The sequence below is a fragment of the Kitasatospora sp. NPDC022785 genome, assembly GCF_055561295.1.
On record NZ_JBVHHB010000031.1, the window covers coordinates 74,432 to 101,102 of the forward strand.

A 26,671-nucleotide genomic window follows, 5' to 3' on the forward strand; every position below is an offset into this window, starting at 1 on the left:
CGACCGGAATGCCTGTACGACCGATCTGGGAGGATGGCGCCATGACCAGCACGCCCATCGCCGACCTCTGGCCCCCCCTGCCCGGCGGCGCCGACGCCCGCCCGGAGGCGGCGTACCGGCTGCTCCAGGCCGCCGTCGAGTCCTTCGCCGAGCGCGGCTTCCACGCCACCACCACCCGCGACATCGCCACCGGTGCCGGCATGAGCCCGGCGGCGCTGTACATCCACTACCCCTCCAAGGCCGCCCTGCTGGCCGAGATCAGCCGGGCCGGCCACGCGGCCACGCTGGAGCTGGTCCGGTCCGCGGTGACCGGCGGGGGAGACCCGGTGGCCCGGATGCGGCGGCTGGTCGAGCAGTTCACCGCCTGGCACGCCCGCGCCCGGACGGTCGGGCGGGTGGTCAACTACGAGCTGCACGCGCTCCCCGAGGACGCGTACGCGGTGGTCGCCGCCCTGCGGCTGGACATCGAACGCGAGGTCAGCGACCTCATCGAGGAGGGCGCCGCGGCCGGCGCCTTCGAGGTCGCCGAGGTGCGGACGGCCGCCCGCGCCGTCACCTCGCTGGGCATCGACGTCTCCCGCTGGTACACCGGGCGCAGCAGCGAGACACCGGAGGAGCTCGGCCGGCGCTACGGCGACCTGGTGCTGCGGATGCTCGGCGCGAAGGTCTGACGGCTCAGGGCTTGACCGCGGTGTGCACGTACCAGGAGACGTGGTCCCGGATCTGGTACATCTCCACCACCGACCGCAGGCCGAGCCACCGCTCGGCCGGGCCGAACAGCCGCAGCAGCGCGTACGGCGCCCGGAAGTACGCGTAGAGCGCGTCCGAGGTCGGGCGGTAGCGGGCGGTGGCGTCGAGCGCCTCCTCGATCCGGAAGCCCGCCCCGGTCAGCAGGTCGTTCAGGCTCCGGGTGTCGTACCGCTTCGCCCCCGGGAACGACATGGCGTCCAGGTACGGCTCCAGCACCGCGCGGTCCCGGGGGCTCATCTCCTCCGCCGGCGCTCCGACCGGCCCGAGGATCACCAGCCGGCCGCCCGGCCGCAGCACGCGGTGGAACTCGGCCAGGGCGCGCGCCGGGTCGTAGGCGTGCACCAGGGTCTCCATGGAGTACGCGCCGTCGAAGGAGCCGTCGGCGAACTCCAGGTCGTGGTAGTCGCCCCAGGAGAAGGTGGTCCGGTCCTCCAGCGCGGCCCGGACGCTCAGCCGGCGGGCCTCGCGGACGTGGAAGTCCAGCACGTCCACGCCGGTGATCCGCAGGCCGAACCGCTTCGCCAGCTCCCGCGCGACCACGCCCGCGCCGCAGCCGGCGTCCAGCACCCGCGAGCCGGCCGGCAGGGCCAGCTTCCGGCCGAGGACACCCTCCAGCTGTCGCTGCGCCCGCCAGCAGCGCCACTTCGACTGCCCGGGCTCCGTCCACCCCCAGTGCCGGGCGTTGCGGCAGACCGCCGTGTAGAAGAGCCGGCTGCCCGGCCGTCCGTAGACGCGCCGGAGTCCGGTGAGATCGAGTTCGCCGCTGGCCATCTGCACCCGCCCGATGATCCGCTGCCGTGCGCCGCCGTCTGCGGCGCGCCGCCGTCCCACCCAAGCTACCGACGCGCCCCCGCCGGCGCTGGCCCGATGCGCCCGCCCGGGTGTCGCGGACGGGATTCGGCGGCCCGCCCGGGTGTCGCGGACGGGGGCGGCCCGCCCTTGACCGGGCTCGGAGGTGCGCGGAGACTTGTGTACAAGGTATGCGTGCCTCGTAGGTGTACGTGCCCCCGTCCGCACCCGCGGATCCGGGACCCGACCACGTACCCGAAGCGAACCCCTCCCCGTGGGCGGCCTGCCCCCCGACCGGCGGCCCCGACGGGGCCGACACCCGACCCGGGCCGGTGCGGCCGGTCGCGCCCGTGAGCGATCACACCGGGCGTGGGCGCCACGCGGGGCCCGGGCGGCAGAGAGGGGAGGCGCCGAGATGCCCTTCCACTCCGAAAGTCCGGTCCGCCCGCTCTTCTGGCTGGAGATCGCCCTGGGGAGCCTCTCCGGGCTGCTCTTCCTGGTCACCCTGGTCTGGCCGGACTGGATCGAGCTGCTGCTCGGTCTCGACCCCGATGCCGGCAGCGGCGCGGCCGAGTGGCTGATCGTCGCCATCACTGCCACGGTCACCGTCGCCTGCGCCGTCGGTGCACGGACCGAGTGGCGCAGGACCCATCCGGCCGCCGCCCGGGCAGCGCGGTGACGGCCGACCCAGGGAAGGAAAACCACCATGCCTGATGGCACGCCTGCCGTGACGCCGGAGTCCATACCCGAGCTGGTCCGGCAGGCCCCACTGAGCTTCGTCGGCAGGGTCACCCGGCTGGGCGGCACGCCCCTGGCGGCCGTCACCGCCGACGAACGGACCGCGGTCGTCCAGGTCGACGAAGTGCTGCACGCGCCCGACGCGTTCCGCAGACTCGCCGGCAGCGAGGTCACCGTCCAGCTGTCCGCCGACCTCGCCCCGCCGGCGGTCGGCGATACGGCCGCGTTCTTCACCAAGGGCGCGGTCTATGGCGAAGGGCTCGCCGTGGACGAGGTCGGGCGGCTGCCCGCCGACGACGTCCAGCCGCACCTGACCCTCGCGGCCACCACGGCCGACGCGATGCCCTTCTCGGCCGTGCTGCGCGGTATCAGGGACGAGGACATGACCGCCCACGCCGGTGAGGCGGACGCGGTGGTCATCGGCACCGTCGTGGGCCTGGAGAAGCTGCCGGGCAACGAGGGCCGCCCGATCTCCGAGCACGACCCCGACTGGTGGCGGGCCCAGCTGGACGTGAGTCACGTGGAGTCGGGGGACGTCCCCCCGGGACGGCTCTCCGTCCTCTACCCCAACAGCCGGGACATCCACTGGTACCGGGTCCCGAAGCCGAGTCCGGGACAGCAGGGCATGTGGATCCTGCACGCCACGGAGGGCGCCGACGACGAGTCCGCCGCCCTGCGTGATGCGGCGCGATTCCAGCTGCTCCATCCCGACGACTGCCAGCCGACGCGGATGCTCGCGGTGCTGCAGGAGCGGAGGTGAGCCGTCGTGCCCACACTGAAGATCGTCAACATCACTCCGAGGTCGCTGAGCGGTGACATCAGCCAGAAGGGCGAGCCCAACCTCGCGGTCAACCCCGAGAATCCCGACGAGCTCGTCGCGACCGCCTTCACCCCCGACCCGATGGGCGGCCCGCTCGCGCCGATCTACGTCTCGACGGACGGCGGCGACACCTGGGTGCTGAGGAACGTCGTCCCCGGTGGTGTCCCCGGCACCGGGACGGCCGACATCACCGTCGGCTTCACGCCCACGGGCGGCACCCTCTACGCGGGGATCCTCAACGCCCGGCTGAGCACCGCGACCCGTCTCCGGATGCAGATCCTGCGGACGCCGGACCCGCGATCGACGACGCCGATGCAGATCCTCGTCGACCGCGGCGGGCCGGACCAGCCCTGGGTCGTCACCGAGCCCGTCGCGAACGGCGACGGCCGTGGCCGGGTCTACGTCGGCAGCAATGACTTCGGTCTGAGTGGCGGACGCACCGCCTCCGTGGATGCCTCGGACGCCTCCCCGACCGCGCCGGCGCCGTCCGGGTTCGTGGCCACGCCGATCGAGCGGCGCTCGACCGCCGGCCAGGACGGGCCGCCCGTGCGGATCGCCGTGCATCCCGACGGCACGGTGTACGCGGTGTTCACGAGCTGGCAGAACCGGACCGGACCCAACCTCCGCAACATCACCTTCGACGTCGTGGTGACCCGGGACGACAGCGGGGGCGTCGGACCCAACCCGTTCCGGTCCCTCACCGACTCGAACGGGATCGTCGGCCAGAAGGCCGCGGCCCAGCGGTTCGTGGTGTTCGACGACGAGATCGACGGGCAGCGCCTCGGCGGTGACCTGACGATCGCGGTCGACCCCCGCGACTCGGCAAGCGTCTGGGTTGCCTGGTGTGACCGCGTCGGCGGGCCGGCCGGGGTGGACAACACCCTGCATCTGCAGCACTCGGCCGACCGGGGCCGGACGTGGTCCGCCGCCCGCACACCGCCCGTCAACTCCGCGCCCTCCACGGCCATCAACCCCGCGCTGGCGGTCAACTCCGACGGCCTGGTGGGGCTGCTCTACCAGGAGTTCGTCGAGGACCAGTGGCGGACGGTGCTGGAACTGACGGCCGACGGCTGGCAGACGGCGCCGGCACGGCAGGTGCTGCACCAGGCCGCGCTGAGCCCGTCGGTGGGACTGAACGGGAAGCCGTTCCTCGGTGACTACATCCGGATGATCACGGTCGGCCGGGACTTCTACGGCGTGTTCGCGGGCGACAACCTGCCGGACAACGCCAACTTCCCGGCAGGCGTGACGTACCAGCGCCGGGCCAACTTCGTGACCCGTCAGCTGTTCGACATCGATGGCGTCCACCGGGTGCCGACCTCGCTCGACCCGTTCTTCTTCCACCGGGCCGCGTAGCCCGTAGTCCCCGGCACTGCCCGAGGCGCCCGCCGGCCGGCGGGCGCCTCGATCGCAGTTCAGACCACTGATGTGGTCGGTCGGTGTTCGGTCCGGGGCTCAGAGTGCCGCCAGGCAGAACTGGACGAGCCCGGCGTCGACGTCGAGGACGATCTGCTCCATCTCGGGCCAGAGCGGCTGGAAGATCGTGCCCCACTCGACGGTGAAGGCGAGGATCTTGCCCTTCTCCGGGTCGACGAGGTGGCGCGAGAACGCGTAGTCGTCGCTGGTTCCACTGGTCGGGTACAGGTGGAACCCGGACATCGGCTTGTAGGTGCGGCCGCGCACGCCGTGCAGTCCCCGGCAGAACTGTTCGGCGAGCAGGGCGGCGTTGTCGGCGTCGACCTTCTCGATGAACTCCGCGTAGGCGAGGTCACCGGCCACGCCGCGCCTGCCGTCGAACATGGGGTTGCGGAAGTTCATGGCCGGTTCGATGGACTGGTTCTCGTCGTCGCCCCAGACGAAGAGGATGTCCTCGGCGTGACTGTGCACGTCGACGAACCAGCGCGTCCGCGGGAACTCGTCGAGGAGCCAGCGGACGTTGCGGGTCTCGGGCTCGGAGAAGGCGTGCGGGCCCTCGTACACCTGGCGGTCGCACGGATCGGCCGAGACGCGCGGGCCGGCGGTCGGCGCGAAGGCGGTGGTGAAGTCGAAGAGGAAGTCGAAGTTGCGGTTGATGTCGACGCCGATGCATTCCGGGCGGCCCCCGGAGTTGGCCGGGTTGCGGTTCTTGCGCCACATCGTGTCGACGCTCTGGCTGTAGCGCCGGCCGTCCGGGTTGACGAGCGGGAAGATGACGAGGTCCCGCTCGTTCAGCACGCGTTGGACCTGGTCGGCGGTGAAGGCGGTACCGCCGTAGGCGAGACCGGTGTGGGAGTCGTAGGCCTCCAGCAGGTCGGCCGCGAGGTGGATCAGCACCTCGCAGCTGCCCCACTCACGCGCGTGCAGACCTCCGGTCAGGACGACGCAGTCCTTGGGGGCCAGGGACTCGGCGCCGATCCGCAGGGCGTGGCTCGTCCGGCCCTCGACGGTGCGTTCGGGCAGCTCGATCAGGCCGGAGAGGGAGGGGAACGCGGTGGAGAGGCTGGCCACGGCGGACTCGACCTCGGTGACGTTCAGGTAGGACATGGCGGGTCAGTCCCTCACCTTGACGGCCAGGCCGCGCGGACGGGCGTCGGCAGGGGCGAACCGGTCGCCCTCACCGACCTGGGCCTGGGCGAGACGGCCGGCCTCGGAGGCGTTCTGGATCTCCTCGACGGTCACGCCCTCGCGTTCGAGGGCCGTGACCTGGTCGGAGGGGACGTAGGCATCGATGCTGCAGCGGCCGTCCGGCTCCCGGGTGGGGTGGCCGCCGACGTCGGGGCGGACCTCGCGGAGCAGCGCGCGCAGGGTGTCGGCGTCCTTGGCGGTGACGCGGACACGGAGAATGTCGTAGTGGGCAGTGGACATGGCGACCTCTTTCGGGCGCCGTCGGGTCTCACATCAGCGATTCCGACGGCGCGGGGCGCTGATGTACGTGTATGTCCGATGTGTACCTCGTATCCTCAGCGTGCGCTTCCGCCGTAGAAGGAGTCAAGGGGATCCTGCGGCATCCCGCCCAGCAGGCGGTCCAGGCCGGCCAGCAGCTCGCGTTCCTCGTCGTAGTCGGAGAGCCGCGGGACGAGTGCGCGCAGCCGGGGGTAGTCGGCGGCGGGCAGCCGGTGCAGGCCCAGGCGCAGCAGCGGGTCCGGCTCGTCGGGGTTGTCGACCACCTGGCGCTTGTCGACCAGGAGGAAGCCGACGTTCCAGGCGACGAAGGCGCGGTAGACGGTGAGCGCGGCGGAGTCGTCGAACCCGGCCCGGCCCAGCACGGCGAGGATGTGCTCGGTGAGCTGGAGTGCCGGCGCGGGGCGGCGGGCCACCGGGACGATGAGCGGCCGGGTGGCCACCAGCGGCAGGATCGCGGGGTGGGCGTGGGCGACCGAGGCGAAGGCGCGGGCGATCCGCTGCAGCTCCGCGCGCCAGGCCGGGAGCGCGGGATCGGCGGGGGTGGCGCCCCGGACCACCTCGGCCGAGCTGCGCAGCCGGTCGTTGATCTCGGCGAAGAACGCCTCGACCAGCCCGTCGAGCAGCGCCTCCTTGCCCGGGGTGTAGCGGTAGAGCGCCATCGACTCGACGCCGAGGCCGGTGGCCAGGCGGCGCATGGTCAGTGCAGCCAGCCCCTCCTGGTCCACCAGTGCGACGGCGGCCGCGAGCACCAGCGGGCGGCTCAGGCGCCGCCGCTTCTCGGGACCGTCCAGCTCCACCATGTCCGCACTCCTCGCACGCCGGTCAGGCGGATGGGACGAGATGGGACCAAGGATACAAGGTAAATATCGGGCATACGGCCCATGTGTCGGTCGGTCCTCAGTGCTTGCGGCCGACGCCGGCGTACATCCAGCGGGTGGTGCCGGTGGTCGGGCCGTCCGGCCGCCAGAGCGGGACGAAGTCGACGCCGGGCTCCAGGAGCTCCCAGCCGTCGAAGAGCCCCTCGATCGCGGTGCGGCCGCGGTCGGTGATCCCCGACGCGGTGTTGTCCCAGGTCTTCGCCACCTCGGCGGCCCGCTGCGGGTTGCCCTCGGAGGTGCTGTGGGAGACCAGCAGGTGGCTTCCCGGGGCGAGCCGGCTGTGGATCGCCCGGACCGCGGCGCGGGCGTGGTCGTCGTCGACGAAGTGCAGGACGGCGAGGAGCAGGACGGCCACCGGCTGCGAGAGGTCGATCAGCCTGCGCAGCTCGGGGCGGTCCAGCAGTTCGTCCAGGTCGCGGAGGTCGCCGGTCAGGACGGTGGTGGAGCGCTTGTCCGAGAGGAGGGCCCGGCCGTGGGCGAGCACGATCGGGTCGTTGTCGATGTAGACCACCCGCGCGTCGGGGGCGATCTCCTGCGCGACCTCGTGCACATTGCCCTGGGCCGGCAGGCCGGAGCCGACGTCGATGAACTGGCGGACGCCCGCCTCGACGCAGAGCCGGACGGCGCGGCGCAGGAAGGCGCGGTTCTCGCGGGCCGCCTGCGGGATGTCGGGGGCGGCGGCGATGGCGTGCTCGGCCGCGGCCCGGTCGGGCGGGAAGTTGTCCTTGCCGCCGAGCCAGTAGTCGTAGATGCGGGCCGGATGCGGACGGTCGGTCTGGAGGTCGGTCACATCGCTGGAGCCTCTGGCGTCGAACATCCGGTCCCCTCCGGTGAACTGAACGGCTGTCATCCGCGCGGGGCGGGACGTCGGCCGGTCTGGCGTCCACGCATGATAGCGGGCCCGGTCCGCGGCGGTGCCGGCCGCGTCTCCCGTGGATAGGGGTTCATCTCTGCATGTCCATGACGTTAGAGTGCTGCGACGTCAACAGCCCACCGGGGGAGTGGAGTTCCATGGACATCGCGCGCAGGTCGATCCTCAGAGGCTCCTCGGCGGCCGGTGCCGCGCTGGTGGCGGCCGGTGCGCCCGCCGCAGCGGCGGCGCCCGCCCCGGACGCGGCGCCGGGTGCCACCCCGCTGCTCCAGTCCACCCCGCACCGGCTCGGGGCGCCGAGCGTGAGCGGGCTTCACCTGCAGTTCGGGACGGACGCCTCGTCCGAGATGATCGTCTCCTGGATCACCCCGCAGTCGGTGCGGCGTCCGCACGTCCGGCTCGGGTCGCCGGACGGCGGCCTCGGCCGGGTGGCCGACGCCGAGACGCGGACCTACCGGGACGCGCTCTCCAAGGAGGAGGTGTACGTCCACCACGCCCGGCTGTCCGGGCTCCGCCCGGCGACCACCTACCTGTACGCCGCCGGCCACGAGGGGGCGAGCCCCGAGACGGGATCCTTCACCACCGCGCCGCGCGGCCGGGCCGCCTTCACCTTCACCAGCTTCGGCGACCAGGCCACCCCCAACCTCCGGCGGCAGGTCGTGTTCCCGGACGGCGTCCCCTCGCCGCTCGGCCGGTACCCCGTGTTCACCAGCAGCCAGGTCGGGACCGCCGCGTCCGCCGACATCGTGGCGGCCGTCGAACGGGTCGGCCCGCTGTTCAACCTCGTCAACGGGGACCTCTGCTACGCCTCGTACAGCGGCCGCCACGGGCAGAGCCGGGTCGCGACCTGGGCGGACTGGTTCATCAACAACAGCCGCTCGACCAGACTGCGCCCGTGGATGCCGTGCGCCGGCAACCACGAGAACGAGGCCGGCAACGGCCCGATCGGCGCCGAGGGCTACCAGACGTACTTCACGCTGCCCGACTCCTCGGCCTCCCTCGACGAGGAGACCCGCGGGATGTGGTACGCGTTCACCGTCGGCGCGGTCCGCTTCATCAGCCTCGCCAACGACGACGTGGCGATCCAGAACAGCGGCGAGACCTACCTGCGAGGCTACTCCGGCGGCGCCCAGCAGCGCTGGCTGGAGCGCGAGTTGCGGGCCGCCCGGGACAGCCGGGCGGTCGACTGGATCGTCGTCTGCATGCACCACCCGATGATCTCCAGCTCCCTCCACGGCAGCGGCAGCGACCTCGGCATCCGCGAGACGTGGGGCCCGCTCTTCGACGCCTACGGTGTGGACCTCGTCGTCAGCGGCCACGAGCACTACTACGAGCGCTCCCACCCCGTCCGCGGGACCCTCCCCAACGACACCCGCACCCCGGTGCCGTCCGACACCCGGCTCGACCTGATCGACACCGACCGCGGCACCGTCCACATGATCATCGGCGCCGGCGGCAACGCCGCCACCACCCAGGACGACCTGTTCGAGCAGCCCAAGGGCCGGGTCGTCGTCGCCCTGGAGGACAAGCCGCGCCCGCCCGCTCCGTACCGCGAGTCGATCTGGGTCACCGAGGACGCCCCCTGGGCCGCCGTCCAGGACCGCAAGCACACCCACGGCTTCGCCGCCTTCGACGTCGACCCCGGTGACCGCCGTAGCGGCCGCACCCGTATGCGGGTGACGTACTACACCTTCGACGGCCCGCACGGTGACCTGACCCCGGTGGACACCTTCACCCTGGAACGCAGCCGCTCCGACGTCCGGGGCTGAGTCGGGACGCCCGGAGCCGGGGTGAGGGCGGGGCCTTCGGTCCGCACGCACAGGCGGTCGGCGGGGGCGGTCGGCGGGGACGGACGGTCGGCGGGGACGGCCACGGCAACCGCACCCGCCGACCGGCCGCCCGGGGTCGCAGGGGCGGGGAGGGGAGGGGGGCGGTCAGCAGCCCCAGTCGACCTTGTAGAAGCTCGCGTAGTGGTCCGAGGTGTAGTAGTCCTCGTGGTAGACCAGGCCGGTGATGACCCGTCGCGCGCCGCGGGTCGGGCTGCCCGGGGTGATGACGGTGTACTCGTGGTAGTAGCCGGAGGACTTGGAGGGCAGGATGCGCTCCCGGTTCTGGAAGACGACACCGTCCTGCGAGTACGGGAACGGGCCCCCGGCGTCGATCAGGTCCAGGGTGTCCCAGGCCTGGCTCGGCAGGTCGGACAGGCAGACGCTGCCGCTGACGGCGGCGTGGGCCTCGGTGGCGGACACCGCGGTGGGGGCGAGGGCGAGCAGGCCGACAACGGCAACGGAGGCGGCGCGGTTCTTCAACGCGCGTAGAGCAGTTCGCATGACAGCAGTGTGAATCGTTGTCAGGTGCAGGAGGAAGGCTTGCCGGGGTGGTGCGGAAACACTTCATTCCCGCGTAACTGTCCCAGTACCGGGATGACTTGTGGCGTACCGCCATCATGAGCGTCCCGGCGCTGCGGTCCTGTCACCCGGGGTGCCGGCCGGTCGGGTCCGGCTGCGGTGCCGGCTGTGGCGCCGGCCCGAAAAGCGATTGACGCCTCCCGGGGTTCGCGGTCGGATGGCATCCCATGAGCACAGCGCAGACGCACCCCGGCCGGCACCCCATCGACGAGACCCTCGTCCGGCGGCTGGTCGCCGGGCAGTTCCCGCAGTGGGCCGGGCTCGCGGTGGAGCGGCTGCCGTCCGGCGGCACGGTCAACGCCGTCTACCGACTGGGCGACGCGATGGTCGTACGGCTGCCGATGACGAGCGGCGGTGCCGAGGACGTGTCGATGGAGCGGAGGTGGCTCCCGCGCCTCGCGCCCCTGCTGCCCACGGCCGTCCCCGAGGTCCTGGGGGCCGGGGAGCCCGCCGAGGGCTACCCCTTGCCGTGGTCGGTGTACCGCTGGCTCGCCGGGGAGCACCCCGAGGCGGGCGACCTGAGCGAGCCCGTGGTGCTGGCCGAGGACCTGGCCGGGTTCGTGACCGCGATGCGGGCCGTCACCCTGCCGGGTGCGCCGCCCGCCTACCGCGGCGGGCCGATCGCCTCGCTCGACGCGGCGACCCGGCGGGCGATCGAGGCACTGCGCGGCCTCCCGGAGGAGGGCGTCGACGGTGCTGCCGTGACCGCCGCCTGGGAGGAGGCCCTGCGGGCCCCGGGTTGGGACGGGCCGCCGGTGTGGCTGCACGCCGACCTCATGCCCGGCAATCTGCTGGTGGCCGGCGGCAGGCTGAGCGCGGTGATCGACTTCGGCTGCACCGGCGTGGGAGACCCGGCCTGCGACCTCTTCCCGGCGTGGAACCTGCTGCCGGCCGACGCCCGCAAGACCTTCCGCGAGGCCCTGGGGGTGGACGACGCCACCTGGACCCGTGGCCGGGGACGGACCCTCTCCCAGGCGCTCATCGCCCTGCCGCACTACCGCAGGACCAACCCGGCGATGGCACGGAACGCCCGGCACGTGATCCGGGCCGTGCTGGAGGAGGGCTGAGGCTCCCCCGGCCGCTCCCGCCGCTCGACGGGACCGGCCGGCCCGTCGCCCCGGCCGAGGCCTCACCCCTTCGGGCCGCGACCGCGCGCTCAGCCGGCGGCGCCGCCGAACCAGCGTGGCAGCACACCGAGCAGATCCTGCTGGTCGTCACCGACCCACGCCACGTGGCCGTCCGGCCGCAGCAGCACCGCGGGGACGTCCAACTCCTCGCTGACGTCGATGACGTGGTCGACCCGGTCCGCCCAGCCCTCCACCGAGAGCAGGCCGGACCGGTCGAGCAGAATCCCGCGGCCGCCGCGCATCAGCTCGTAGAGGCGCCCCTGCTTCAGCGTCACGTCCCGCAGCCGCCGGCCGAGCAGGTCGTGGCCCTCGCCGAGGTCGTAACGGACCCCGACCGCGGTGATCATCTCCGTCACGGAGCGGTTCACGTCCTCGAAGTCCAGCAGCTCGGAGAACAACTCCCGCAACGCCCTGGCGCCCGCGGTGTCCTCGAGCAGCACGCCCTGCGCGAGGGTGCTGCCCAACACGCGGGCGCCCTCCGCGTGCCGCTCGGCGTGGTAGCTGTCCAGCAGCCCCTCCGGCGCCCAGCCGTTGACCTCGGCGGCCAGCTTCCACCCGAGGTTGAACGCGTCCTGGACACCGAGGTTGAGCCCCTGTCCGGCGGTCGGCGGGTGAATGTGCGCCGCGTCGCCGGCCAGCAGCACCCGGCCGACCCGGTAGCGCTCGGCCTGGCGGGTCGCGTCGCCGACCCGGGACAGCCAGCGCGGTGAGTGCGCGCCGAAGTCGGTGCCGGCGAACGCCCGCAGCCGCTCCTTGAACTCCTCGAAGGTCGGCGCGGCCGCCCGGTCCTCGGCCGGCCCTTCGGCGGGAACGATGACGCGGAACACCCCGTCCCCCAGGGGAACGGCGCCGAACCGCACGTGCTTCTTGCGGATCTCGGCCATGACGGCGGCCATCGCCGTCGGCTCCGCCGTCACCTCCACATCACCCAACAGCGTCTCGACCTTGGTGGGCTCACCGGGGAAGCCGACGCCGAGCAGCTTGCGCACCACACTGCGGCCACCGTCGCAGCCGACGAGGTAGCGGGCCCGCAGCCGGGCGCCTCCCCCGCCGGCTACGCCCTCAATGGCGGGGGTGCCCGCACCGGCCAGTTCGACGCTCACCCCGTCCTCGTCCTGGCTCAGCCCGACCAGTTCGCAGCCGCGCCGGATCTCGGCGCCGAGCTCGACGGCACGCTCGGTGAGCAGCCGCTCGGTGACCGTCTGCGGGATGGCGAGGCCGTACGGGTGCGCGGTGTCCACCCGGCCCGGCCAGGGCTTGACGATGGCGGCGAAGAACCCGCCGGCCTGGAACTTCTCGCCGACCGCGAGGAACCGGTCGAGCATGCCGCGCTGGTCCAGCACCTCGATGCTGCGCACGTGCAGGCCGCGTGCGCGGGACTGCCCGGTCGGCTCGGCCAGCCTCTCCAGCACGACCGTCCGCACTCCGGCCAGCTGGAGTTCGCCGGCCAGCATCAGCCCGGTCGGTCCAGCGCCGGCCACGATCACGTCGATCATCACAAACCCCCGTCAACTTCCACAGAACCCGGCTCAGGCTGGTGATTCTGCTGTACGACCAGGGCCTTGCCGCAAGCCCCCTGGTGCGCTATAAGTTGAGAGTGGCAAGGAGCGGGCAACCTCCTTGCCTCTGTCTTTTGTTGAGCGCTGCGGGCGGACGCCCTCCCCGCGAAGCAGCGGCGCGGCCTTGGATGTGGTGTGTCCCGTGAGGCGCGGCCCTGCGTGCGTCGAGTCTTTTGATCCGGCCGGTGGAGTGGGGGGGCCCCCCCCCGGGGGGGGGCCCCCCCCCGGCCGGGGGGGCGGGGGGGGGGGGGGGGGGGGGGGGGGGGGGGGGGGGGGGGGGGGGTTCTTGGGTTTTTGTGTGGGGGGGGGGGGGGGGGGGGCCCCCCCCGGGGGGGGGCCCCCCCACTCCGGATCGCGGTCAGCCGTTGGCGAGGGCCTGGAGGCGGTCGTAGGCGCCGTTGAAGAGGTTCTGGTCGCCGGGGAAGGTGCCGGAGTCGGCGTACTGCCAGAAGGTCTGGTAGCCCCAGCCGTTGGGGAGGGTACCGACGCCGGAGGCGTAGCGGGCTATCCAGAGCGGGTTGGTGGTGCCGAAGCCGCCGTTGTCGCCCGTGCACTGGCTCCACCAGTTGGTGGTGGTGTAGATGGTGGGGTAGCGGCCGGTGCGGGTGTGGACGGTGTTGCTGAAGGACCGGATCCAGCTGACCATCGCGCTCTGGCTGAGGCCGAAGCAGGTGGCGCCGTAGGGGTTGTACTCGATGTCGAGGGCGGGCGGGAGGGTCTTTCCGTCGCGGGACCAGCCGCCGCCGTGGTCGACGAACCAGTTGGCCTGGGCGGTGCCGGAGGAGCGGTCCGGGAGGGCGAAGTGGTAGGCGCCGCGGATCAGACCGGCGTTGTAGGAGCCGTTGTACTGCTGGGCGAAGTACGGGTTGGTGTAGGTGGTGCCCTCGGTGGCCTTGACGTAGGCGAAGCGGGCGCCGTTGGCCTTCACCGAGGCCCAGTTGACGTTGCCCTGGTAGCTGGCGACGTCCAGCCCGGGGGTCTGGGTGGCGGCGAGGGCGAAGATGCCGGCGGTGCTTGCTCTGCCCTCGTGGGCCGCGACGGTGGAGCCGGCGAAGTCGAGGTCGGGGTGGATGGGCGGGAGGTGCCGTGCGGCCTGCTCGGCCACCTCGGAGGGGGCCGGCTCGGCCGCGTACGCGGGTGCGGCGGCGCCCGTGACGAGGGCGGCCGCGGCGGCGAGCGCGGCGGCGACGGGGAGCCTGCGGGACTTCGGTGTCCCGGTGGTACCGGTGGGGCTGGCGGAGCGGGAAGTGCTGAACATGAACACTCCTCTGGTCCGGTGCTGGTGACCCGTGGATGGCGGTACAGCCGGTGTGGGGCCGGCCGGGAGCAGACTAGCCATGTACCCGCCAGCCTGACCAGGTATCCCGGGTCACATCCTGAACCACCGTCACATCTGTGTGGTTACCGGCCGGTTGGCCCGGAAGGTCCCGCCTCGCGGCCGGCTGGCCGCGGGCTCCGGTTCCGGCCCGTGCCGGTCCCCTGGGCGGCTGTGGCACGATGCCGGGAGCCGACTGCCGGAGCCCGCCGCCCGCTGGAGAGAAGAGGACCCCCGTGCCCGAGACCACCCGAGACGCCGCCCAGCCCGAGCCGGGCGGCCTCGCCTTCCGCGCTGCCACCGTCGCCGACGTGCCCGCCCTGGTCGAGCTGATCGAGTCCGCCTATCGCGGCGAGACCAGCCGGGCGGGCTGGACCACCGAGGCGGACCTGCTGGGCGGACGGCGCACCGACGTCGAGAACGTCACCGCCGCCGTCACCCACGCCGACGGCGTGGTCCTGCTCGCCGAGCACGCCGGCGAGCTGCTCGCCTGCTGCCAGCTGGAGCGCCGGGGTGAGCACGCCTACTTCGGGATGTTCTCGGTCCGCCCGGGCCGCCAGGGCGGCGGCGTCGGCCGGGCGGTGCTGGCGGAGGCCGAGCGGTTCGCGGCGGAGGAGTGGGGCGCCGTCGAGCTGGAGATGACGGTTATCGAGCAGCGCGCCGACCTGATCGCCTGGTACGAGCGCCGGGGCTTCTCCCGCACCGGGGTCCACTCCCCGTTCCCGTACGGCGACGAGCGTTTCGGCATCCCGCTCCGCCCCGACCTGCGGTTCGAGAAGCTGGTGAAGAAGCTTACTTGACAGTAGGTTTGAGGATTCGTCAATGCTGACCTGCGGCAACGTGGAGATGTCACACCTCGTTCATGATTGGTCTAGGCCAATGTGAGAGGCTGGCGGACGAACGGTCACGTTCCGTCCTGCCCAGGGGGGCCATTTCCGCATGCCCGCACTCCATGGCACCGCCATGCCCGCAACCGACACCGCTCCGCCCGCCATTACCGGCGCCACCCGTCCGGCGATCGAGGCGGCTCGTCCCGCGATCGACGCCACCCGTCCGGCTGCCGCCGTCGCCCTTCCCGCCTCCGCCTCAGCTGCCTCTACCGGTGCCGTCGTGCGCGGCCCCGCCGCTGCCGGAGGCCCGCCCGCGGGCGGTGCGCAGCGTCTGCCCAGCCCGCCCGACGACGAGGAGCTCTACTGGTACTTCGGCCCCCAGCGCCGTTGGGTGCTGCTCTGCGCCACCCTCTCCTACGCCGGCGCCACCGCCACACTCGGTCTCTTCGCACTCAGCCGGCCACTGCTCTGGCCGTTCCTGGTCCTGACCGTGCTCAACGCCGCCACCTGGCTGCTCTCCCTCGCCGACGGCCAGCGCGCCCGCCGCTACACCCGCGACTCGCACGACCTGCTGCTGCGGGCCTGGCGGCCGGCCCGGTACCCCGGCGTCGACCTGCTGCTGCCCACCGCCGGCGAGCCGCTCGACGTCCTCGCCAACGCCTACCGGCACACCGCGGCCGTCCGCTGGCCCGGCGAGCTGACCGTCCTCGTCCTCGACGACGCCGACCGCCCCGAGGTGCGCGAACTCGCGAAGGCCCACGGCTTCCAGTACCGGGCCCGGCCCGACCGGGGCCGGTTCAAGAAGGCCGGCAACCTCAACCACGGCCTGGCCGAGAGCACCGGCGAGATCGTCGCCGTCCTCGACGCCGACTTCTGCCCGCGCCCCGACTTCCTGCAGCACCTGGTGCCCTACCTCGACAACCCCGAGGTCGGCATCGTCCAGAGCCCGCAGTGCTTCGACACCGACCCCGGCATGTCCTGGCTGGAGCGGGCCGCCGGAGCCACCCAGGAGATCTTCTACCGGTGGATCCAGCCCTCCCGGGACGCCCAGGACGGCACCGTCTGCTGCGGCACCAACGCGCTCTACCGGCGCGCCGCACTGAAGCGGGTCGGCGGCTTCGCCGAGATCGACCACAGTGAGGACCTCTACACCGGCCTCTCGCTCGCCCGCGCCGGGTGGACCACTCGGTACGTGCCCGCGCTGGTCGCCAAGGGCATGTCGCCCACCGGCCTGCCCGCCTTCATCAGCCAGCAGTACCGCTGGTGCCTCGGCTCGCTCGCCCTGGTCGGCGACCCCGGCTTCCGCAGCGGCCCGCTCTCCCGCTCGGCCCGGCTCTGCTTCTGGAACGGCATCCTCGGCTACCTCACCAGTGCGGTGAACGTCTTCGCCGTTCCGCTGCCCGCGCTGATCATGCTGTTCTTCCGCCCCGACGAGATCCGGCCCTGGCAGGTCCTGCCCTTCCTGCCGCCGATCTGGGTCGCGCTCGTCCTGCTGCCCGCGATGTCGCGCACGCGCTGGCGCTTCGAGGTCACCCGGGTCCAACTCCTGGGCGGGCTCTGCCACGTGGTCGCCATCGCCCACGCGCTGCGTCGCCGCAGCGCCGACTGGGTGCCCACCGGCGCCGTCTCCGGCGGAAGTTCGCTGGCCCGCACCGTCGCCCGGATCGGCGTCGGCTGGCTCGGCCTCGTCGTCCTCGCCGGTGTCGCCGGCCTCGCCCGGGCCGTCGCCCTGTACGGCTGGCAGCCCTACTGGGCACTCGCCGCGCTGCTCGGACTCACCGCCTACACCACGATTCCGCTCCTCCGGGCCCTCCGGCCCCTGCTGCGCGGCGGCAACGGTGCCGCCGTCGCCGAAGTCGCCCCGCCCGCCCGGCGCGTCTCCGACCTGGGCTTCGGCCGGGCCGAGGCCGTCGCCCTCACCGCCGTGCTGCTGCTCTGCGGCCTGCTGGCCTCCGGCTGGGCCGACCCGCTCATCCTCTGACGCTTCGTCAATTCATCTCTCTTTCGCACCCCTTGCGCGTCGCCCCACCGGCGCGGACCCACCGCTCGGCCGCCCCATCGGCCGGCGGTCCCCGAACACCGCTGCCAGTCACTGCAAGGAGCACCGCCGTGCCCACGGCCGTACCACCGAGCGCCGGACGCCCGCCCGTCGAACCGCCGAGCGCCGGACGCCCGCCCGTCGAACCGCCGAGCGCCGGACGCCCGCCCGTCGAACCGCCGAGCGCCGTCCGCACCGATCCCGCACCCGAACCGGGGCCGCCCGACACCCTGGTCGAACTCGTCCACCGCCCCATCACCGCCGCCGCTGCCGAGTCGGCGCCGCAGCCGGACGGGCCGAGCGCCGGGGAGCCCCGCGGGCGGGCCGCCTTCCGGCCCGACATCGAGGGCCTGCGCGGCGTCGCCGTGCTCGCCGTCCTGGCCTTCCACGCCGCCGTCCCCGCCTTCACCGGCGGCTACGTCGGCGTCGACATCTTCTTCGTCATCTCCGGATTCCTGATCACCGGCGTGCTGCTGGGCCGCCCGATCGGCCTCCGGGACTTCGCCGCCCGCCGGGCCCGCCGCATCCTGCCCGCCGCCGCCGTCGTCCTGGTCGCCACCGCGCTCGCCGGCGGCGCCCTGCTCGACCCGCTTCGCGGGACCGACCTCGCCCGTGACCTGATCGCCGCCGCCGGCCAGTTCGCCAACTGGCGGTTCGTCGGCCGGCAGACCGACTACCTCGCCGCCGAACGCGACCCGAGCCCGCTCCAGCACTTCTGGTCGCTGGGCGTGGAGAACCAGTTCTACCTGCTCTGGGGCGTCCTGCTGCTCGGCCTCGCCCGCCACCTCGCGGGCCGCCGCCGCACCGCCGCGATCGCGCTCGCGACCACCGCGATCGGCGGCGTCTCGCTGGCGCTCTGCATCCGCTGGACGGCCGGCTCCGCACCGCTCGGCTACTTCTCCACCGCGAGCCGGCTCTGGGAGTTCGCCGCCGGCGCCGGCGCCGCCCTGCTCGGAACGGCCCTGGCCGGCCGGCTGCCACGTGCGGGCCGGGCCGCCCGGCCCGCCGGCTGGGCGCTGCGCCTGCTCGGCTGGGGCGGCGCGGCGGCCGTCGCCCTCGCGGTCCTCACCTACGACCGCAACACGCCCTTCCCCGGAAGCGCCGCCCTGCTGCCCGTCCTCGGCACGGCGGCCGTCCTGCTCGCCGGACCGGCACACCGCGCCCTCGGTCCGGCCGACGCCGGCCGGCTCCTCGCCACCCGGCCGCTGCGCGCCGCCGGCCGCCTCTCGTACGCCTGGTACCTCTGGCACTGGCCGGTGCTGACCATCGCCCAGGCCCGCTACGGCACCCTGCCGTGGACCACCCTCGCCGCGCTCACCGCCGCCAGCGCCCTGCCGGCCTGGCTCACCCTGCGGCTGGTCGAGCAGCCGCTCCGGTACGGCAGCAGCCCGGCGCCCCGGCGGGGCCTCGCGGTCGGTGCCAGCGCCCTGGTCATCCCGCTGATCGCCGGACTGACCCTCGGTGGCGGCACCGTCCGGGCTCTCGGCGGCGCCGAGCTGCCCGTGGCGGTCCCGGCCGGCGCGGTCGACGGCCCCGCCCTGCTCGCCCCCGGCACCCGGGTGCTCACCCTGACGCCCTCGCTCGCCCGGGCCCGCGAGGACTTCCCGCCCGGCCGGGGCTGCGAGATCCCGCTCGGCGCCGACACCAGCCCGCGCTGCCTGTTCGGCACCGAGTCCAGCCCCGACCGGATCGTGCTGGTCGGCGACTCCCACGCCGGCCAGTGGATCTCGAGCGCGCTGGCGCTGGCCGAGCAGCGGAAGTGGGCGCTGGAGGTGCTGGTCAAACCGGGCTGCCCGCTGGCGACCCTGACCGTGCGCAACAACGTCCTCGGCCGTACCTTCGACGAGTGCGACCGCTGGCGCGAGAACACCCTGACCCGCCTCGCCACCGGCCCCAGGCCGCGCCTGATCCTGATGGCCGGCCTCAACCGCTACGGCAGCCAGGACGAGCGCACCGAGGGCTGGACCCGCACCCTCGACCGGCTCTCCGCCGTCGGCGCCCCGCTCGCCTACCTCGCGGACACGCCGATGCCCGGCAAGGACATTCCCACCTGCCTGGCCGCCTCCGACGGCCGCTCGGACTCCTGCTTCTTCCCCCGCGAGTCGGCCTTCGAACGCGACCCGCTGACCGACGGCGGCCTCGCCGGCCGCTACGGCGTCCGCGTCCTCGACCTCGCCCCGCTGCTCTGCCCGGGCACCGGGCCGGACTGCCCGGCGGTCCTGGAGGGCGTGGTGCTCTACCGGGACACCGGGCACATCACCGACACCCTGGCGCGGGTGCTGGCGCCCCGGCTGGACAGGAAACTGCTGGGAGCGTGGTGAGCCGGGGGCCGGCGCCGGGGCCTCAGCCGTAGATGCCGTGGCAGAGCCGGGCCTGTTCCGAGCCGGCCGGCCAGCGGCCGAAGCGCTCGGCCTGGTCGCAGACGGACCCGGGGCCGACGGCCGTCGGCACGCTCGGGGCCCTGCCCGGAGCGGGCGCCGGCACCGCCGCGGGCGGGGCCGGCGCCGCAGTGGTGGCCGGCGGGCGGGACGGCGCCGGGCGCGGTGCCCGGCTCGGCCTGGGCCGGGCGGTGCCGGGGGCGGCGTGGTCCGCCCCGGCGGGCTCGTCCTCGCCGCCCGTCTGCGGCGCGGGGGCGGGGTCCGCCTCCGGTGAGGAGGCGGGCGTGCCGGTGGGCGGCGCGTCCGAGGCCGGCAGCAGGTCGGGCGACAGGGGGAACGAGGGCTCCAGGGGTAGGGCCGGTGCGGCGGACGCCTCCGTCGAGGAGGACGTCGAAGAGGACGTCGAGGAGGACGTCGACGGGGAGGGCGAGACCGACGGGAACGCCACCACCCCCGTGGTCTCGTCACCCGACCCGGGCCCGCACATCACCAGGACGGAGGCCATCGCGGTGACGATCCCGGCCGCCGTCGCCGCCCACACCCAGCGCGGCTTCCGCGCCGGAGCGGGCACGGCCCGAGCAGCTGAGCCCGGGGCAGGAGCGCCCGGAGCGGATGCGCCCGGACCGAAGGACGGAGCGGAGGCCGCAGCGGCCGGTGGCGGCGGTACCGGCGGCGGCTCCCACCGCTGCGCCGGCCACTGCCACTGCCCGCCTGCCGGTTGCCTGCCCGTCGCCCGCCCGCCTGCCGGTTGCCCGCTCATGCCCTGAGTCCTCCTGCCGGCCGTCGCCGACCACCGGCGACCCGCTCGCCGTGCTCAACGAGCGCGCGGACGCCGGGACATGACCCGGAAGAGGGTTCTCTGGCGCCCGCCTCCCGGCCGTCCGCCCCGCCGGTACGCTGCCTGCCGTACCCCGGGTGCGGAGGTCCCCGGTCCGCCACATGCTGGGGGCATGGAAACCAACAGCACGTCGAAGCCCCTGGTCGAGGTCGCCGAGTTCCGCACCGACAGCCGCTACCGCCTGGTCCACTTCGAGGGCCACGGCTGGGAGCCGTTGGCCCCGGAGGAGTTCGAGCCGAGGGTCCACCAGCTCTTCCCCGATCTCGACCCGCGCGACCCCGTCCGCGTCCACTGGGCCGACCGCCCCTGGGAATGGCCCGCCTGGCACCCCGGCGAGGCCTGACGGCCGTCGGGCCTTCCGGCCGTCCGGACCCGGATGGGCGCCGGCCTGGACACGGGGCGGTGGCCTGATCCCGGGGCGCCGGCCGGGCCTCAGGGCCGGGTGCGGGCGCGGTAGCCGGCGATCTTGGCGAGGTTGCCGCAGCGCTCCATCGAACACCAGCGGCGACGGCGGGCCTGGGAGTCGTCCAGGAAGAGCAGCGAGCAGTCCGGGTTCTCGCACTCCTTGACCCGGCCGAGAAGCGGGCCGCCCGCCAGCAGCACGGCGTCGCGCGCCACCGCGGCGAGGGCGGCCCGGACGCCGTCCGCGGGGGCCCCGGTGTGCCAGTGAAGCCGGAGTCCGCCGTCCGCCGGGTCGAGTTGGGGGGCGAGGTCGGGGGCGGCGGCGGCCGCGTTGGCCTCGGTGAGGTCGCCCGCGGCCGGGGGGATGCCCGCCATCGCGGCGCGCAGCAACCGGTACAGGGCCTCGCGCAGCCGGCGCGCGTCCGTCAGGTCGCGGTCGGTGGCCTCGGCGGTCGCGTCGTCGGGGCGCAGCGCCGCCTCGGTGAGCCAGCGGGTCAGTGCGTCGTGGTCGGGCAGGCGCTCGACGGGGGTGGCGTGGCGCCGGCCGAGGGTGGCGACGAAGTTCAGACAGGGGCGGCCGCCGAGGAACGGGAAGGCGAGCTGCGGGTCGGTGGCGTGGGCGCTGCGCGGCATGGGGAGAGCCTACGCCCGGAACCACGCTTGACACCACTTCATCCGGTGTCGCAAGGTGACACCTGTTCATCAGGTGTCACTCACGAGGGCGGGTACGCAACCATGCGCGCAGTACGGATCGAGCAGTTCGGCGGCCCCGAGGTGCTGCTCCCGGCGGATCTCCCGGATCCGGTGCCCGGCCCCGGAGAGGTGCTGGTGCGGGTCGCCGCGGCGGGCGTCAACCGGGCCGACGCGCTGGTCCGTTCGGGCGTCTACCACCGCGCCGGACGGCCGCCGCTGATCCTCGGTGTCGAGGCGGCCGGCACCGTCGCCGCCCTGGGGGAGGGGGTGACCGGCCTGGACGCCGGGCAGCCCGTCCTGGCGATGGATGCCGCCGCCGGCTCCGGCTTCTACGCCGAACTCGCGGTCGTCCCGGCCGCCCGGGTCACGTCCCTGCCCGAGGGGGTCGGCATGCTCGCAGCCGCCGCGCTGCCCTCCGCCTGGCTCACCGCCTGGTACTGCCTGCACCGGCTGGCCCGGGTGGTCGCCGGGGAGACGGTGGTCGTGCAGGCGGCGGCCAGCGGGGTCGGCAGCGCGGCGGTGCAGATCGCCGCCGAGGCGGGCGCGCGCGTCATCGCCGTCGCCGGCTCCGCGGCCAAGGCCGAGTGGGCGGCCGGCTTCGGTGCCGACGCAACCGTCGACACCTCCGCCCACCCGGAGGACGCCGCCGTCGGCGAGGTGCTCCGGCTGACCGGCGGGCGCGGCGCCCACGTCGTCCTGGACACCGTCGGCGGGCGGGTGTTCGGCCGGAGCCTGCGCCAGGCCGGCCAGGCCGGACGGGTGGTCGCGCTGGCCAACGTCGCCCTGGAGCCCAGCACCATCGACACCCGGCACTTCTACCCGAAGAACGTGTCCATCCACGGCTTCCAGATCACCAACCTGCTGGACCACGGCTACGACCCCCGCCCCGACCTGCGGGAGATCGCCGCCCGCGTCGCCACCGGGGCGTACCGGGTGCCGGTGGAGTCCGTGTTCCCCCTGGAGGAGGCGGCCGACGCCCACCGGCGGTTGGAAAGTCGCGCCAACCGGGGCAAGATCGTCCTGACCGTGGCGGCCGACCCAGCCTGACCGCGGCGCACGCGACGGGCGAGGGGGATACGTGGACCGGCTGGCGAGCAACGCGGGTTACGGCGAGGCGGCGGAGCAACTCGCCGTGCAGTACGAGGAAGTGACGTTCGAGGAGGTCCACCGCGAGGTGCTGCACCTGTTCCCCGAGCGGCCGTCCGACATCCTCGACATCGGCGCCGGCACCGGCCGGGACGCCGCCGCCCTGGCCGCACGCGGCCACCGCGTCGTCGCCGCCGAGCCGACGGCGGAGCTGCGCCGGGCCGGCCGGCGCATCCATGCCGGCAGCGCCATCCGCTGGGTGGACGACGCGCTGCCCGCCGCCACCGTGCTCGGCACGGCGGGCGAGCGCTTCGACCTGATCCTGCTCTGCGCCGTCTGGATGCATCTGGCCGAGGACGAACGACCGTTGGCGATGGACGCCCTCGCCCGGCTGCTCGCCCCCGGCGGCCGGGTCCTCCTCTCGCAGCGCCACGGCCCCGTCCCGGCCGGCCGCCGGATGTTCGACGTCCCGGCCGACGAGACGGTCGCGCTCGCCGGGGCCCGTGGGCTGGACCTGCTGCTCCGCACCGAACGCCCCGATCTGCACGACCGCCCGGGTGTGCACTGGACGGTGCTCGCCTTCGAGTCGGCGGGTGGGCAGGCGTCGTAGCCTGGCGGGCGGGTGTCACCGGGGGCGTCCGGTGCCTGCGTTCGGCCTGCCTCCGGTGCCGGCGTCCGGTGCCGGCGTCCGGTGCCTGCGTTCGGTGCCTGCGTTCGGTGGCTGCCTCCGGTGACCGCCGTACCCGTACTACTCAAGACCGTTCCCGTCTGCCACCCTTGGTCTTCGTCGGGCGCTGTCGAGCGATCTGCCCGGCGGGCAAGGCGCGACCATGAGACGCGGGTCCCGCTGCAGTTGCGGTCGAAGTGCGCCGCTGGAACCGGCCGCGGAGCTGGACCTCAAGTCCGTCATCCTGCGGGTCACCGTCGGTGGTCGCGAGGTCGTCACGACCGCGCTCGGCGAGTCGATGACGGGGGTCCCGGCCGACCCCGCGATGCACTTCCGGAACGGCAACGTGGCGATCAGCTACATGGGCACGGCACTGCTGCGGCTGGTCGACGAGGGCAGAGTCGGCCTCGACGACCCCGTGTCGCGTTGGCTGCCCGGCCTCCCGCACGGCGAGGGCGACCGGATCACCCTGCGCATGCTCGCCGCCTCCACCTCCGGTCTCGTCGACTACGTCACCACCCCGGGGTTCTCCGACGCCGTCTACGCGGACCCGTTCCGCCAGTGGACGGCGGAGGAGCTGGTGGCCATCTCCACCGGCGAGCAGCTGTGGTACGAGCCCGGCACCAACTGGAGCTACTCGCACGCCAACTTCGTCCTGCTCGGTGCCGCCCTGGCAAAGATCACCGGGATCCCGCTGGACGTCCTGCTCCAGCAGACGGTCATGGGGCCGCTCGGACTGAGCGAGACCCGCAACAGCTTCACGCCCGACATCCCCACGCCCGTCCTGCACGCCTTCACCGCCGACCGCGGGAGGTACGAGGAGTCCACCTTCTGGAACCCCTCGTGGACCACCCCCCCCGGCGCTGTGCAGACCACCGACATCTGCGACCTGGCCCGCTCGGCCGTCGGCATCGGCTCGGGCGAGCTGCTCTCCCCGGCCGCCTACCGGGAGCTGCTGAACCCGGGGACGGTGGGCCTGGGCCACCCGACCGACAGATGCCCGGAGACGGTCTGCATCGCGCAGACCGAGGCCACCCACTACGGAATGGGCCTGCTCGTCCTGAACGACTGGGTCTCCCAGCACCCGTTGTTCTTCGGTTACTCCGCCTCCCAGGACTACCTCCCGTGCGAGCACCTGGCCATCGCCGTCTCGACCACCGACGGCCCCAAGGCCCCGGGTGGCCACAGCGCCCACACGATCGCCCAGCGGATCGCGGCCGCCCTCGCCCCGGACCACCCGATCCCCGACTTCGGCTGATCCTCACCCCCGGCCCGCCCGACGCCCGCGTGCTCCTCGATTCCCACCGTCCCCGCGCCGTTGAGGTGCTCCGGCTGGCGGAGGCAGTGCGCGTACCCACCCCGCCGACCGCTGCCCGCTGACCACGACCCGTTGACCACGACCCGCTGACCGCAGACCCGCCACCCCGGCAGCTCCTGGTGGCTCGCACCTCCGTCGCTCCCGGGCGGAAGAGGGTGGAAGAGGCGCGGGCGGTGGGCGGGCGGTCGGCAGGGGTGGTCCCAGGGAAGCGCCCGGCGGCCACGGGCGGTAACGGGCGGTCAGGCGGCCGGGACAGGCCGGTTCGGAGCGGGCGAACCGACCGGCCGTGCCCGCGCCGACCGGCCCGCCGGTTCACCCCACGGGTCCCCCCTCGGAACGCCTTCGAGCATCACCAGCCCGCAGTGGAGGTGTCGATGCCGTCCGCGAGTCCGGCGTCGTAGCGGAGCGGGCGGGAGTCGGCGGGCCCGGGCCCGGCCGTGGTCCGCGACGCGGCACTGCGCGGGACGCCCGGGATCACGTGGACCGGCACCGGGCATGCCCGGATCAGGGCGGCCACCTCGGCCCGTCCGGCCGGGCGCCCCGCCTCGCGGAGCCTGCGGGCGGCGCGCCTGGCGGCGCCGGGGCGATGGGACGGGTGCGACGCCGAAGGGGTGGTCGGCCGGCCGGTGCGCGACCGGAGGAACGGGGTTTCGACCAGGACGACCCCGGCCACGGTGCGCGGGTGGGCGGCCGCGTAGCGCAAGGCCGTGGTGGCGGAGGCCGCGTGGGCGACCAGGACGGGGCGTGAGCGGACGGGCGCCAGCAGGTCGGCCAGCCAGTGGTCGTCCGGGACGGATGCGGGGGAGGAGCGGCCGAGGCCGGGCAGGTCGGCCGCCAGTGCGGGTGCGCTCAGCCGGGCGACCACCTCGCGCCAGGCGTCGGCGTCCTCGCCCGGCCCGTGCAGCAGGACGTAGCGGAGAGCCTCGACGTCCCCGGCGACGTAGCTGCGGGAGCCGGCGACGTCTGCGAATGCGCCCGGGAGCGCCGCGCCCTGCGGCGAGGATCCGAAACCGTCGGCGACCAGCCGGGTGGCCCAGCGGCGCAACAGCTCGGCGACCGGCGGGTGTTGGAGACCGGCCGCGTGGGCGAGCCGGTCGGCGGAGGCGGTGTCGTAGGTGTCCTCGGAGAGGAAGGTGAGCGTCTCGGGGTCGGCGCCGGTCAGTACGCGGGGCAGTCGGCGGACCAGGCCGACCGGGACGAGCCGCCGGGGCGCGGGCACGCCGAGGTGCTCGGCCAGCAGCGCGATCAGCTCCGGCAGGGGCGGGGTCTCGGGGTCGAGGACGGTGTGCGCGTGGGCCGGGCCGGCGTCGTGCTCGGGGACGGCCGCGAGGAACCGGGCCAGGTGGTCGACCGCGACCACCGGCAGGAACGTGCGCGCTGATCCCGGCAGCAACGGCAGCCGCCCGTGCCAGAGTTGGCGCACCAGCTCGGCCGGGCCGATGTACTGCCCGGTCTCGCCGGTGACCGAGTGCCCGATCACGCTGCTCGGGTTCACCGTGGTGATCGGTACGCCGAGCCGGGCGGCGGTGACGCGGACGGCGGCGTCGCCCAGCTGCTTGGACGCCTCGTACGCGCCGAGCCTGGCGTAGAGCGCGTCGGCTTCGGCGGCGGGCAGCGGATGGCGCGGTGCGGCGTCCCGGCCGACCCGGTAGCCGGAGAGGTGGACCAGCCGCCGGAGGCCGGGGAGGCCGGCGGCCCAGTCCAGGGCGTGCAGTGCCCCGTCCACGTTGGCGGCGTGTGCCTCGGCCCGGGAGAGGCCGAAGCGGTAGAGGGCGGCGAGGTTGTGCACGTCGCGGACGTGTGTGAGCCGGGCGTCGTCCTCGGGCGACAGGCCGAGGCCGGGCCGGGTGAGGTCGGCGGCGACGGTGGTCAGGGCGTCGGCGTCGGCGCCGTGCTCGTGAAGCCAGCTGCGCAGCTCCTGGTCCCGTGCGGTTCCGCGCCCGCCCCGGACGGCGGCGGCCACCGGCTCGCCCCGTCCGAGGAGTTCGAGGACGAGCCAGCGGCCGAGGAACCCGGTGGCGCCGAGGACGAGGGTGCGCGGGGGGAGGGGAGCCGGGGTGGGCGCGGATGAGGATCCGGATGTGGACGTGGGGGTGGTGGAGGTGGTGGCGGCTGTGGCTGTGGTGGAGGCGGTGGCGGCGGCTCGGACGTTCATGGGCAGGGTTCCTTTTCTGTAGACCGGTCCACTTATGTAGACCGGTCTGCATATTTTTTGGCGCTGAGAGGGCGGGGCCTGCGGGCGTGGGCGTTGTGTCGTGCCCTGGCCCGAGTTTCTGTAGACCG

General features: G+C 74.1%; 24 protein-coding genes. 14 read left to right on the plus strand and 10 right to left on the minus strand.

Features of this window, described 5'->3' with window-relative positions; all coding sequences use genetic code 11:
• Positions 1-41 precede the first annotated feature (41 nt).
• On the plus strand, positions 42-671 hold the full coding sequence (locus ACZ3YO_RS34430) for a TetR/AcrR family transcriptional regulator (protein WP_465577407.1): 630 nt from the start codon (positions 42-44) through the stop codon (positions 669-671).
• 4 nt (positions 672-675) lie between these two features.
• Here ACZ3YO_RS34430 and ACZ3YO_RS34435 read toward each other — a convergent pair whose 3' ends face one another.
• Positions 676-1,521: a class I SAM-dependent methyltransferase gene (locus ACZ3YO_RS34435; RefSeq protein WP_465577518.1), complete on the minus strand. Its 846-nt coding sequence runs from the start codon at positions 1,519-1,521 to the stop codon at positions 676-678.
• Between the two features lie 433 nt (positions 1,522-1,954).
• Between ACZ3YO_RS34435 and ACZ3YO_RS34440 the strand changes: the two genes are divergently transcribed.
• The 3 genes from ACZ3YO_RS34440 to ACZ3YO_RS34450 are packed head-to-tail and all read left to right on the plus strand — an operon-like array spanning position 1,955 to position 4,453.
• Positions 1,955-2,218 (plus strand): ABC transporter permease, encoded by a 264-nt coding sequence (locus ACZ3YO_RS34440; protein WP_465577409.1) that lies wholly within the window; start codon positions 1,955-1,957, stop codon positions 2,216-2,218.
• 27 nt (positions 2,219-2,245) lie between these two features.
• The gene (locus ACZ3YO_RS34445; RefSeq protein ID WP_465577411.1) at positions 2,246-3,037 is read left to right on the plus strand and encodes a hypothetical protein; all 792 of its coding nucleotides are present in this window, start codon (positions 2,246-2,248) and stop codon (positions 3,035-3,037) included.
• 6 nt (positions 3,038-3,043) lie between these two features.
• Positions 3,044-4,453 (plus strand): hypothetical protein, encoded by a 1,410-nt coding sequence (locus tag ACZ3YO_RS34450; protein WP_465577414.1) that lies wholly within the window; start codon positions 3,044-3,046, stop codon positions 4,451-4,453.
• 99 nt (positions 4,454-4,552) lie between these two features.
• On the opposite strand, the gene ACZ3YO_RS34455 is transcribed toward ACZ3YO_RS34450, so the two are convergent.
• From ACZ3YO_RS34455 to ACZ3YO_RS34470, 4 genes are all read right to left on the minus strand, one after another.
• Positions 4,553-5,620 carry a M14 family metallopeptidase gene (locus ACZ3YO_RS34455; RefSeq protein WP_465577416.1) on the minus strand — a complete coding sequence of 356 codons (1,068 nt, stop codon included), beginning with the start codon at positions 5,618-5,620 and terminating at the stop codon, positions 4,553-4,555.
• Positions 5,621-5,626: 6 nt separating this feature from the next.
• A complete protein-coding gene (locus ACZ3YO_RS34460) occupies positions 5,627-5,941 on the minus strand; it encodes a hypothetical protein (RefSeq protein ID WP_465577418.1) in 315 nt (104 codons plus the stop codon).
• Between the two features lie 95 nt (positions 5,942-6,036).
• The gene (locus ACZ3YO_RS34465; RefSeq protein WP_465577421.1) at positions 6,037-6,780 is read right to left on the minus strand and encodes a TetR/AcrR family transcriptional regulator; all 744 of its coding nucleotides are present in this window, start codon (positions 6,778-6,780) and stop codon (positions 6,037-6,039) included.
• Between the two features lie 97 nt (positions 6,781-6,877).
• Positions 6,878-7,675: an SAM-dependent methyltransferase gene (locus tag ACZ3YO_RS34470; RefSeq protein WP_465577424.1), complete on the minus strand. Its 798-nt coding sequence runs from the start codon at positions 7,673-7,675 to the stop codon at positions 6,878-6,880.
• A gap of 194 nt (positions 7,676-7,869) precedes the next feature.
• Here ACZ3YO_RS34470 and ACZ3YO_RS34475 point away from each other — a divergent pair, with 194 nt between their 5' ends.
• Positions 7,870-9,498, plus strand: a complete 1,629-nt coding sequence (locus tag ACZ3YO_RS34475; protein ID WP_465552340.1) for a purple acid phosphatase family protein — start codon at positions 7,870-7,872, stop codon at positions 9,496-9,498.
• A gap of 165 nt (positions 9,499-9,663) precedes the next feature.
• Here ACZ3YO_RS34475 and ACZ3YO_RS34480 read toward each other — a convergent pair whose 3' ends face one another.
• Complete coding sequence (locus ACZ3YO_RS34480) at positions 9,664-10,059, minus strand: guanyl-specific ribonuclease (RefSeq protein WP_465577427.1); 396 nt, start codon at positions 10,057-10,059, stop codon at positions 9,664-9,666.
• A gap of 245 nt (positions 10,060-10,304) precedes the next feature.
• Here ACZ3YO_RS34480 and ACZ3YO_RS34485 point away from each other — a divergent pair, with 245 nt between their 5' ends.
• Positions 10,305-11,204 carry an aminoglycoside phosphotransferase family protein gene (locus ACZ3YO_RS34485; protein ID WP_465577430.1) on the plus strand — a complete coding sequence of 300 codons (900 nt, stop codon included), beginning with the start codon at positions 10,305-10,307 and terminating at the stop codon, positions 11,202-11,204.
• Positions 11,205-11,293: 89 nt separating this feature from the next.
• Here ACZ3YO_RS34485 and rox read toward each other — a convergent pair whose 3' ends face one another.
• Entirely contained in the window at positions 11,294-12,760 is a 1,467-nt protein-coding gene (gene rox / locus ACZ3YO_RS34490; protein WP_465577433.1) for a rifampin monooxygenase, read from the minus strand.
• A gap of 421 nt (positions 12,761-13,181) precedes the next feature.
• Positions 13,182-14,081: a lysozyme gene (locus ACZ3YO_RS34495; RefSeq protein ID WP_465577435.1), complete on the minus strand. Its 900-nt coding sequence runs from the start codon at positions 14,079-14,081 to the stop codon at positions 13,182-13,184.
• A gap of 293 nt (positions 14,082-14,374) precedes the next feature.
• Here ACZ3YO_RS34495 and ACZ3YO_RS34500 point away from each other — a divergent pair, with 293 nt between their 5' ends.
• From ACZ3YO_RS34500 to ACZ3YO_RS34520, 5 genes are all read left to right on the plus strand, one after another.
• Positions 14,375-14,938, plus strand: coding sequence for a GNAT family N-acetyltransferase (locus ACZ3YO_RS34500; protein ID WP_465577438.1), 564 nt, complete (start codon positions 14,375-14,377; stop codon positions 14,936-14,938).
• Between the two features lie 139 nt (positions 14,939-15,077).
• Positions 15,078-16,949: a glycosyltransferase family 2 protein gene (locus ACZ3YO_RS34505; RefSeq protein ID WP_465577441.1), complete on the plus strand. Its 1,872-nt coding sequence runs from the start codon at positions 15,078-15,080 to the stop codon at positions 16,947-16,949.
• A 128-nt stretch (positions 16,950-17,077) separates the two neighbouring features.
• Positions 17,078-19,327 carry an acyltransferase family protein gene (locus ACZ3YO_RS34510; protein ID WP_465577443.1) on the plus strand — a complete coding sequence of 750 codons (2,250 nt, stop codon included), beginning with the start codon at positions 17,078-17,080 and terminating at the stop codon, positions 19,325-19,327.
• A 32-nt stretch (positions 19,328-19,359) separates the two neighbouring features.
• Positions 19,360-20,151 (plus strand): hypothetical protein, encoded by a 792-nt coding sequence (locus ACZ3YO_RS34515; protein ID WP_465577445.1) that lies wholly within the window; start codon positions 19,360-19,362, stop codon positions 20,149-20,151.
• A 183-nt stretch (positions 20,152-20,334) separates the two neighbouring features.
• Complete coding sequence (locus ACZ3YO_RS34520) at positions 20,335-20,565, plus strand: hypothetical protein (RefSeq protein WP_396325862.1); 231 nt, start codon at positions 20,335-20,337, stop codon at positions 20,563-20,565.
• A gap of 89 nt (positions 20,566-20,654) precedes the next feature.
• Here the strand turns inward: ACZ3YO_RS34520 and ACZ3YO_RS34525 are convergent, their stop codons facing one another.
• The gene (locus tag ACZ3YO_RS34525; RefSeq protein ID WP_465577448.1) at positions 20,655-21,257 is read right to left on the minus strand and encodes a CGNR zinc finger domain-containing protein; all 603 of its coding nucleotides are present in this window, start codon (positions 21,255-21,257) and stop codon (positions 20,655-20,657) included.
• A 102-nt stretch (positions 21,258-21,359) separates the two neighbouring features.
• Here ACZ3YO_RS34525 and ACZ3YO_RS34530 point away from each other — a divergent pair, with 102 nt between their 5' ends.
• The 3 genes from ACZ3YO_RS34530 to ACZ3YO_RS34540 all read left to right on the plus strand — a co-directional run bounded on the left by ACZ3YO_RS34530 (position 21,360) and on the right by ACZ3YO_RS34540 (position 24,328).
• Positions 21,360-22,364, plus strand: coding sequence for a quinone oxidoreductase family protein (locus ACZ3YO_RS34530; RefSeq protein ID WP_465577451.1), 1,005 nt, complete (start codon positions 21,360-21,362; stop codon positions 22,362-22,364).
• Between the two features lie 31 nt (positions 22,365-22,395).
• Positions 22,396-23,013 carry a class I SAM-dependent methyltransferase gene (locus ACZ3YO_RS34535; protein ID WP_465577454.1) on the plus strand — a complete coding sequence of 206 codons (618 nt, stop codon included), beginning with the start codon at positions 22,396-22,398 and terminating at the stop codon, positions 23,011-23,013.
• Between the two features lie 220 nt (positions 23,014-23,233).
• The gene (locus ACZ3YO_RS34540) at positions 23,234-24,328 is read left to right on the plus strand and encodes a serine hydrolase domain-containing protein (protein WP_465577457.1); all 1,095 of its coding nucleotides are present in this window, start codon (positions 23,234-23,236) and stop codon (positions 24,326-24,328) included.
• A 409-nt stretch (positions 24,329-24,737) separates the two neighbouring features.
• On the opposite strand, the gene ACZ3YO_RS34545 is transcribed toward ACZ3YO_RS34540, so the two are convergent.
• Positions 24,738-26,543, minus strand: a complete 1,806-nt coding sequence (locus tag ACZ3YO_RS34545; RefSeq protein ID WP_465577460.1) for an alpha/beta fold hydrolase — start codon at positions 26,541-26,543, stop codon at positions 24,738-24,740.
• Positions 26,544-26,671: the final 128 nt, after the last annotated feature.

Coding starts and splice junctions, on each gene's coding strand:
- ACZ3YO_RS34520 (WP_396325862.1), top strand. CDS start 20,335: ATGGAAACCAACAGCACGTCGAAGCCCCTGGTCGAGGTCGCCGAGTTC.
- ACZ3YO_RS34480 (WP_465577427.1), bottom strand. CDS start 10,059: ATGCGAACTGCTCTACGCGCGTTGAAGAACCGCGCCGCCTCCGTTGCC.
- ACZ3YO_RS34540 (WP_465577457.1), top strand. CDS start 23,234: ATGAGACGCGGGTCCCGCTGCAGTTGCGGTCGAAGTGCGCCGCTGGAA.
- ACZ3YO_RS34455 (WP_465577416.1), bottom strand. CDS start 5,620: ATGTCCTACCTGAACGTCACCGAGGTCGAGTCCGCCGTGGCCAGCCTC.
- ACZ3YO_RS34460 (WP_465577418.1), bottom strand. CDS start 5,941: ATGTCCACTGCCCACTACGACATTCTCCGTGTCCGCGTCACCGCCAAG.
- ACZ3YO_RS34430 (WP_465577407.1), top strand. CDS start 42: ATGACCAGCACGCCCATCGCCGACCTCTGGCCCCCCCTGCCCGGCGGC.
- ACZ3YO_RS34505 (WP_465577441.1), top strand. CDS start 15,078: ATGCCCGCACTCCATGGCACCGCCATGCCCGCAACCGACACCGCTCCG.
- ACZ3YO_RS34440 (WP_465577409.1), top strand. CDS start 1,955: ATGCCCTTCCACTCCGAAAGTCCGGTCCGCCCGCTCTTCTGGCTGGAG.
- ACZ3YO_RS34475 (WP_465552340.1), top strand. CDS start 7,870: ATGGACATCGCGCGCAGGTCGATCCTCAGAGGCTCCTCGGCGGCCGGT.
- ACZ3YO_RS34470 (WP_465577424.1), bottom strand. CDS start 7,675: ATGTTCGACGCCAGAGGCTCCAGCGATGTGACCGACCTCCAGACCGAC.
- ACZ3YO_RS34445 (WP_465577411.1), top strand. CDS start 2,246: ATGCCTGATGGCACGCCTGCCGTGACGCCGGAGTCCATACCCGAGCTG.
- ACZ3YO_RS34495 (WP_465577435.1), bottom strand. CDS start 14,081: ATGTTCAGCACTTCCCGCTCCGCCAGCCCCACCGGTACCACCGGGACA.
- ACZ3YO_RS34485 (WP_465577430.1), top strand. CDS start 10,305: ATGAGCACAGCGCAGACGCACCCCGGCCGGCACCCCATCGACGAGACC.
- ACZ3YO_RS34530 (WP_465577451.1), top strand. CDS start 21,360: ATGCGCGCAGTACGGATCGAGCAGTTCGGCGGCCCCGAGGTGCTGCTC.
- ACZ3YO_RS34435 (WP_465577518.1), bottom strand. CDS start 1,521: ATGGCCAGCGGCGAACTCGATCTCACCGGACTCCGGCGCGTCTACGGA.
- ACZ3YO_RS34545 (WP_465577460.1), bottom strand. CDS start 26,543: ATGAACGTCCGAGCCGCCGCCACCGCCTCCACCACAGCCACAGCCGCC.
- ACZ3YO_RS34515 (WP_465577445.1), top strand. CDS start 19,360: ATGCCGTGGCAGAGCCGGGCCTGTTCCGAGCCGGCCGGCCAGCGGCCG.
- ACZ3YO_RS34465 (WP_465577421.1), bottom strand. CDS start 6,780: ATGGTGGAGCTGGACGGTCCCGAGAAGCGGCGGCGCCTGAGCCGCCCG.
- ACZ3YO_RS34525 (WP_465577448.1), bottom strand. CDS start 21,257: ATGCCGCGCAGCGCCCACGCCACCGACCCGCAGCTCGCCTTCCCGTTC.
- rox (WP_465577433.1), bottom strand. CDS start 12,760: ATGATCGACGTGATCGTGGCCGGCGCTGGACCGACCGGGCTGATGCTG.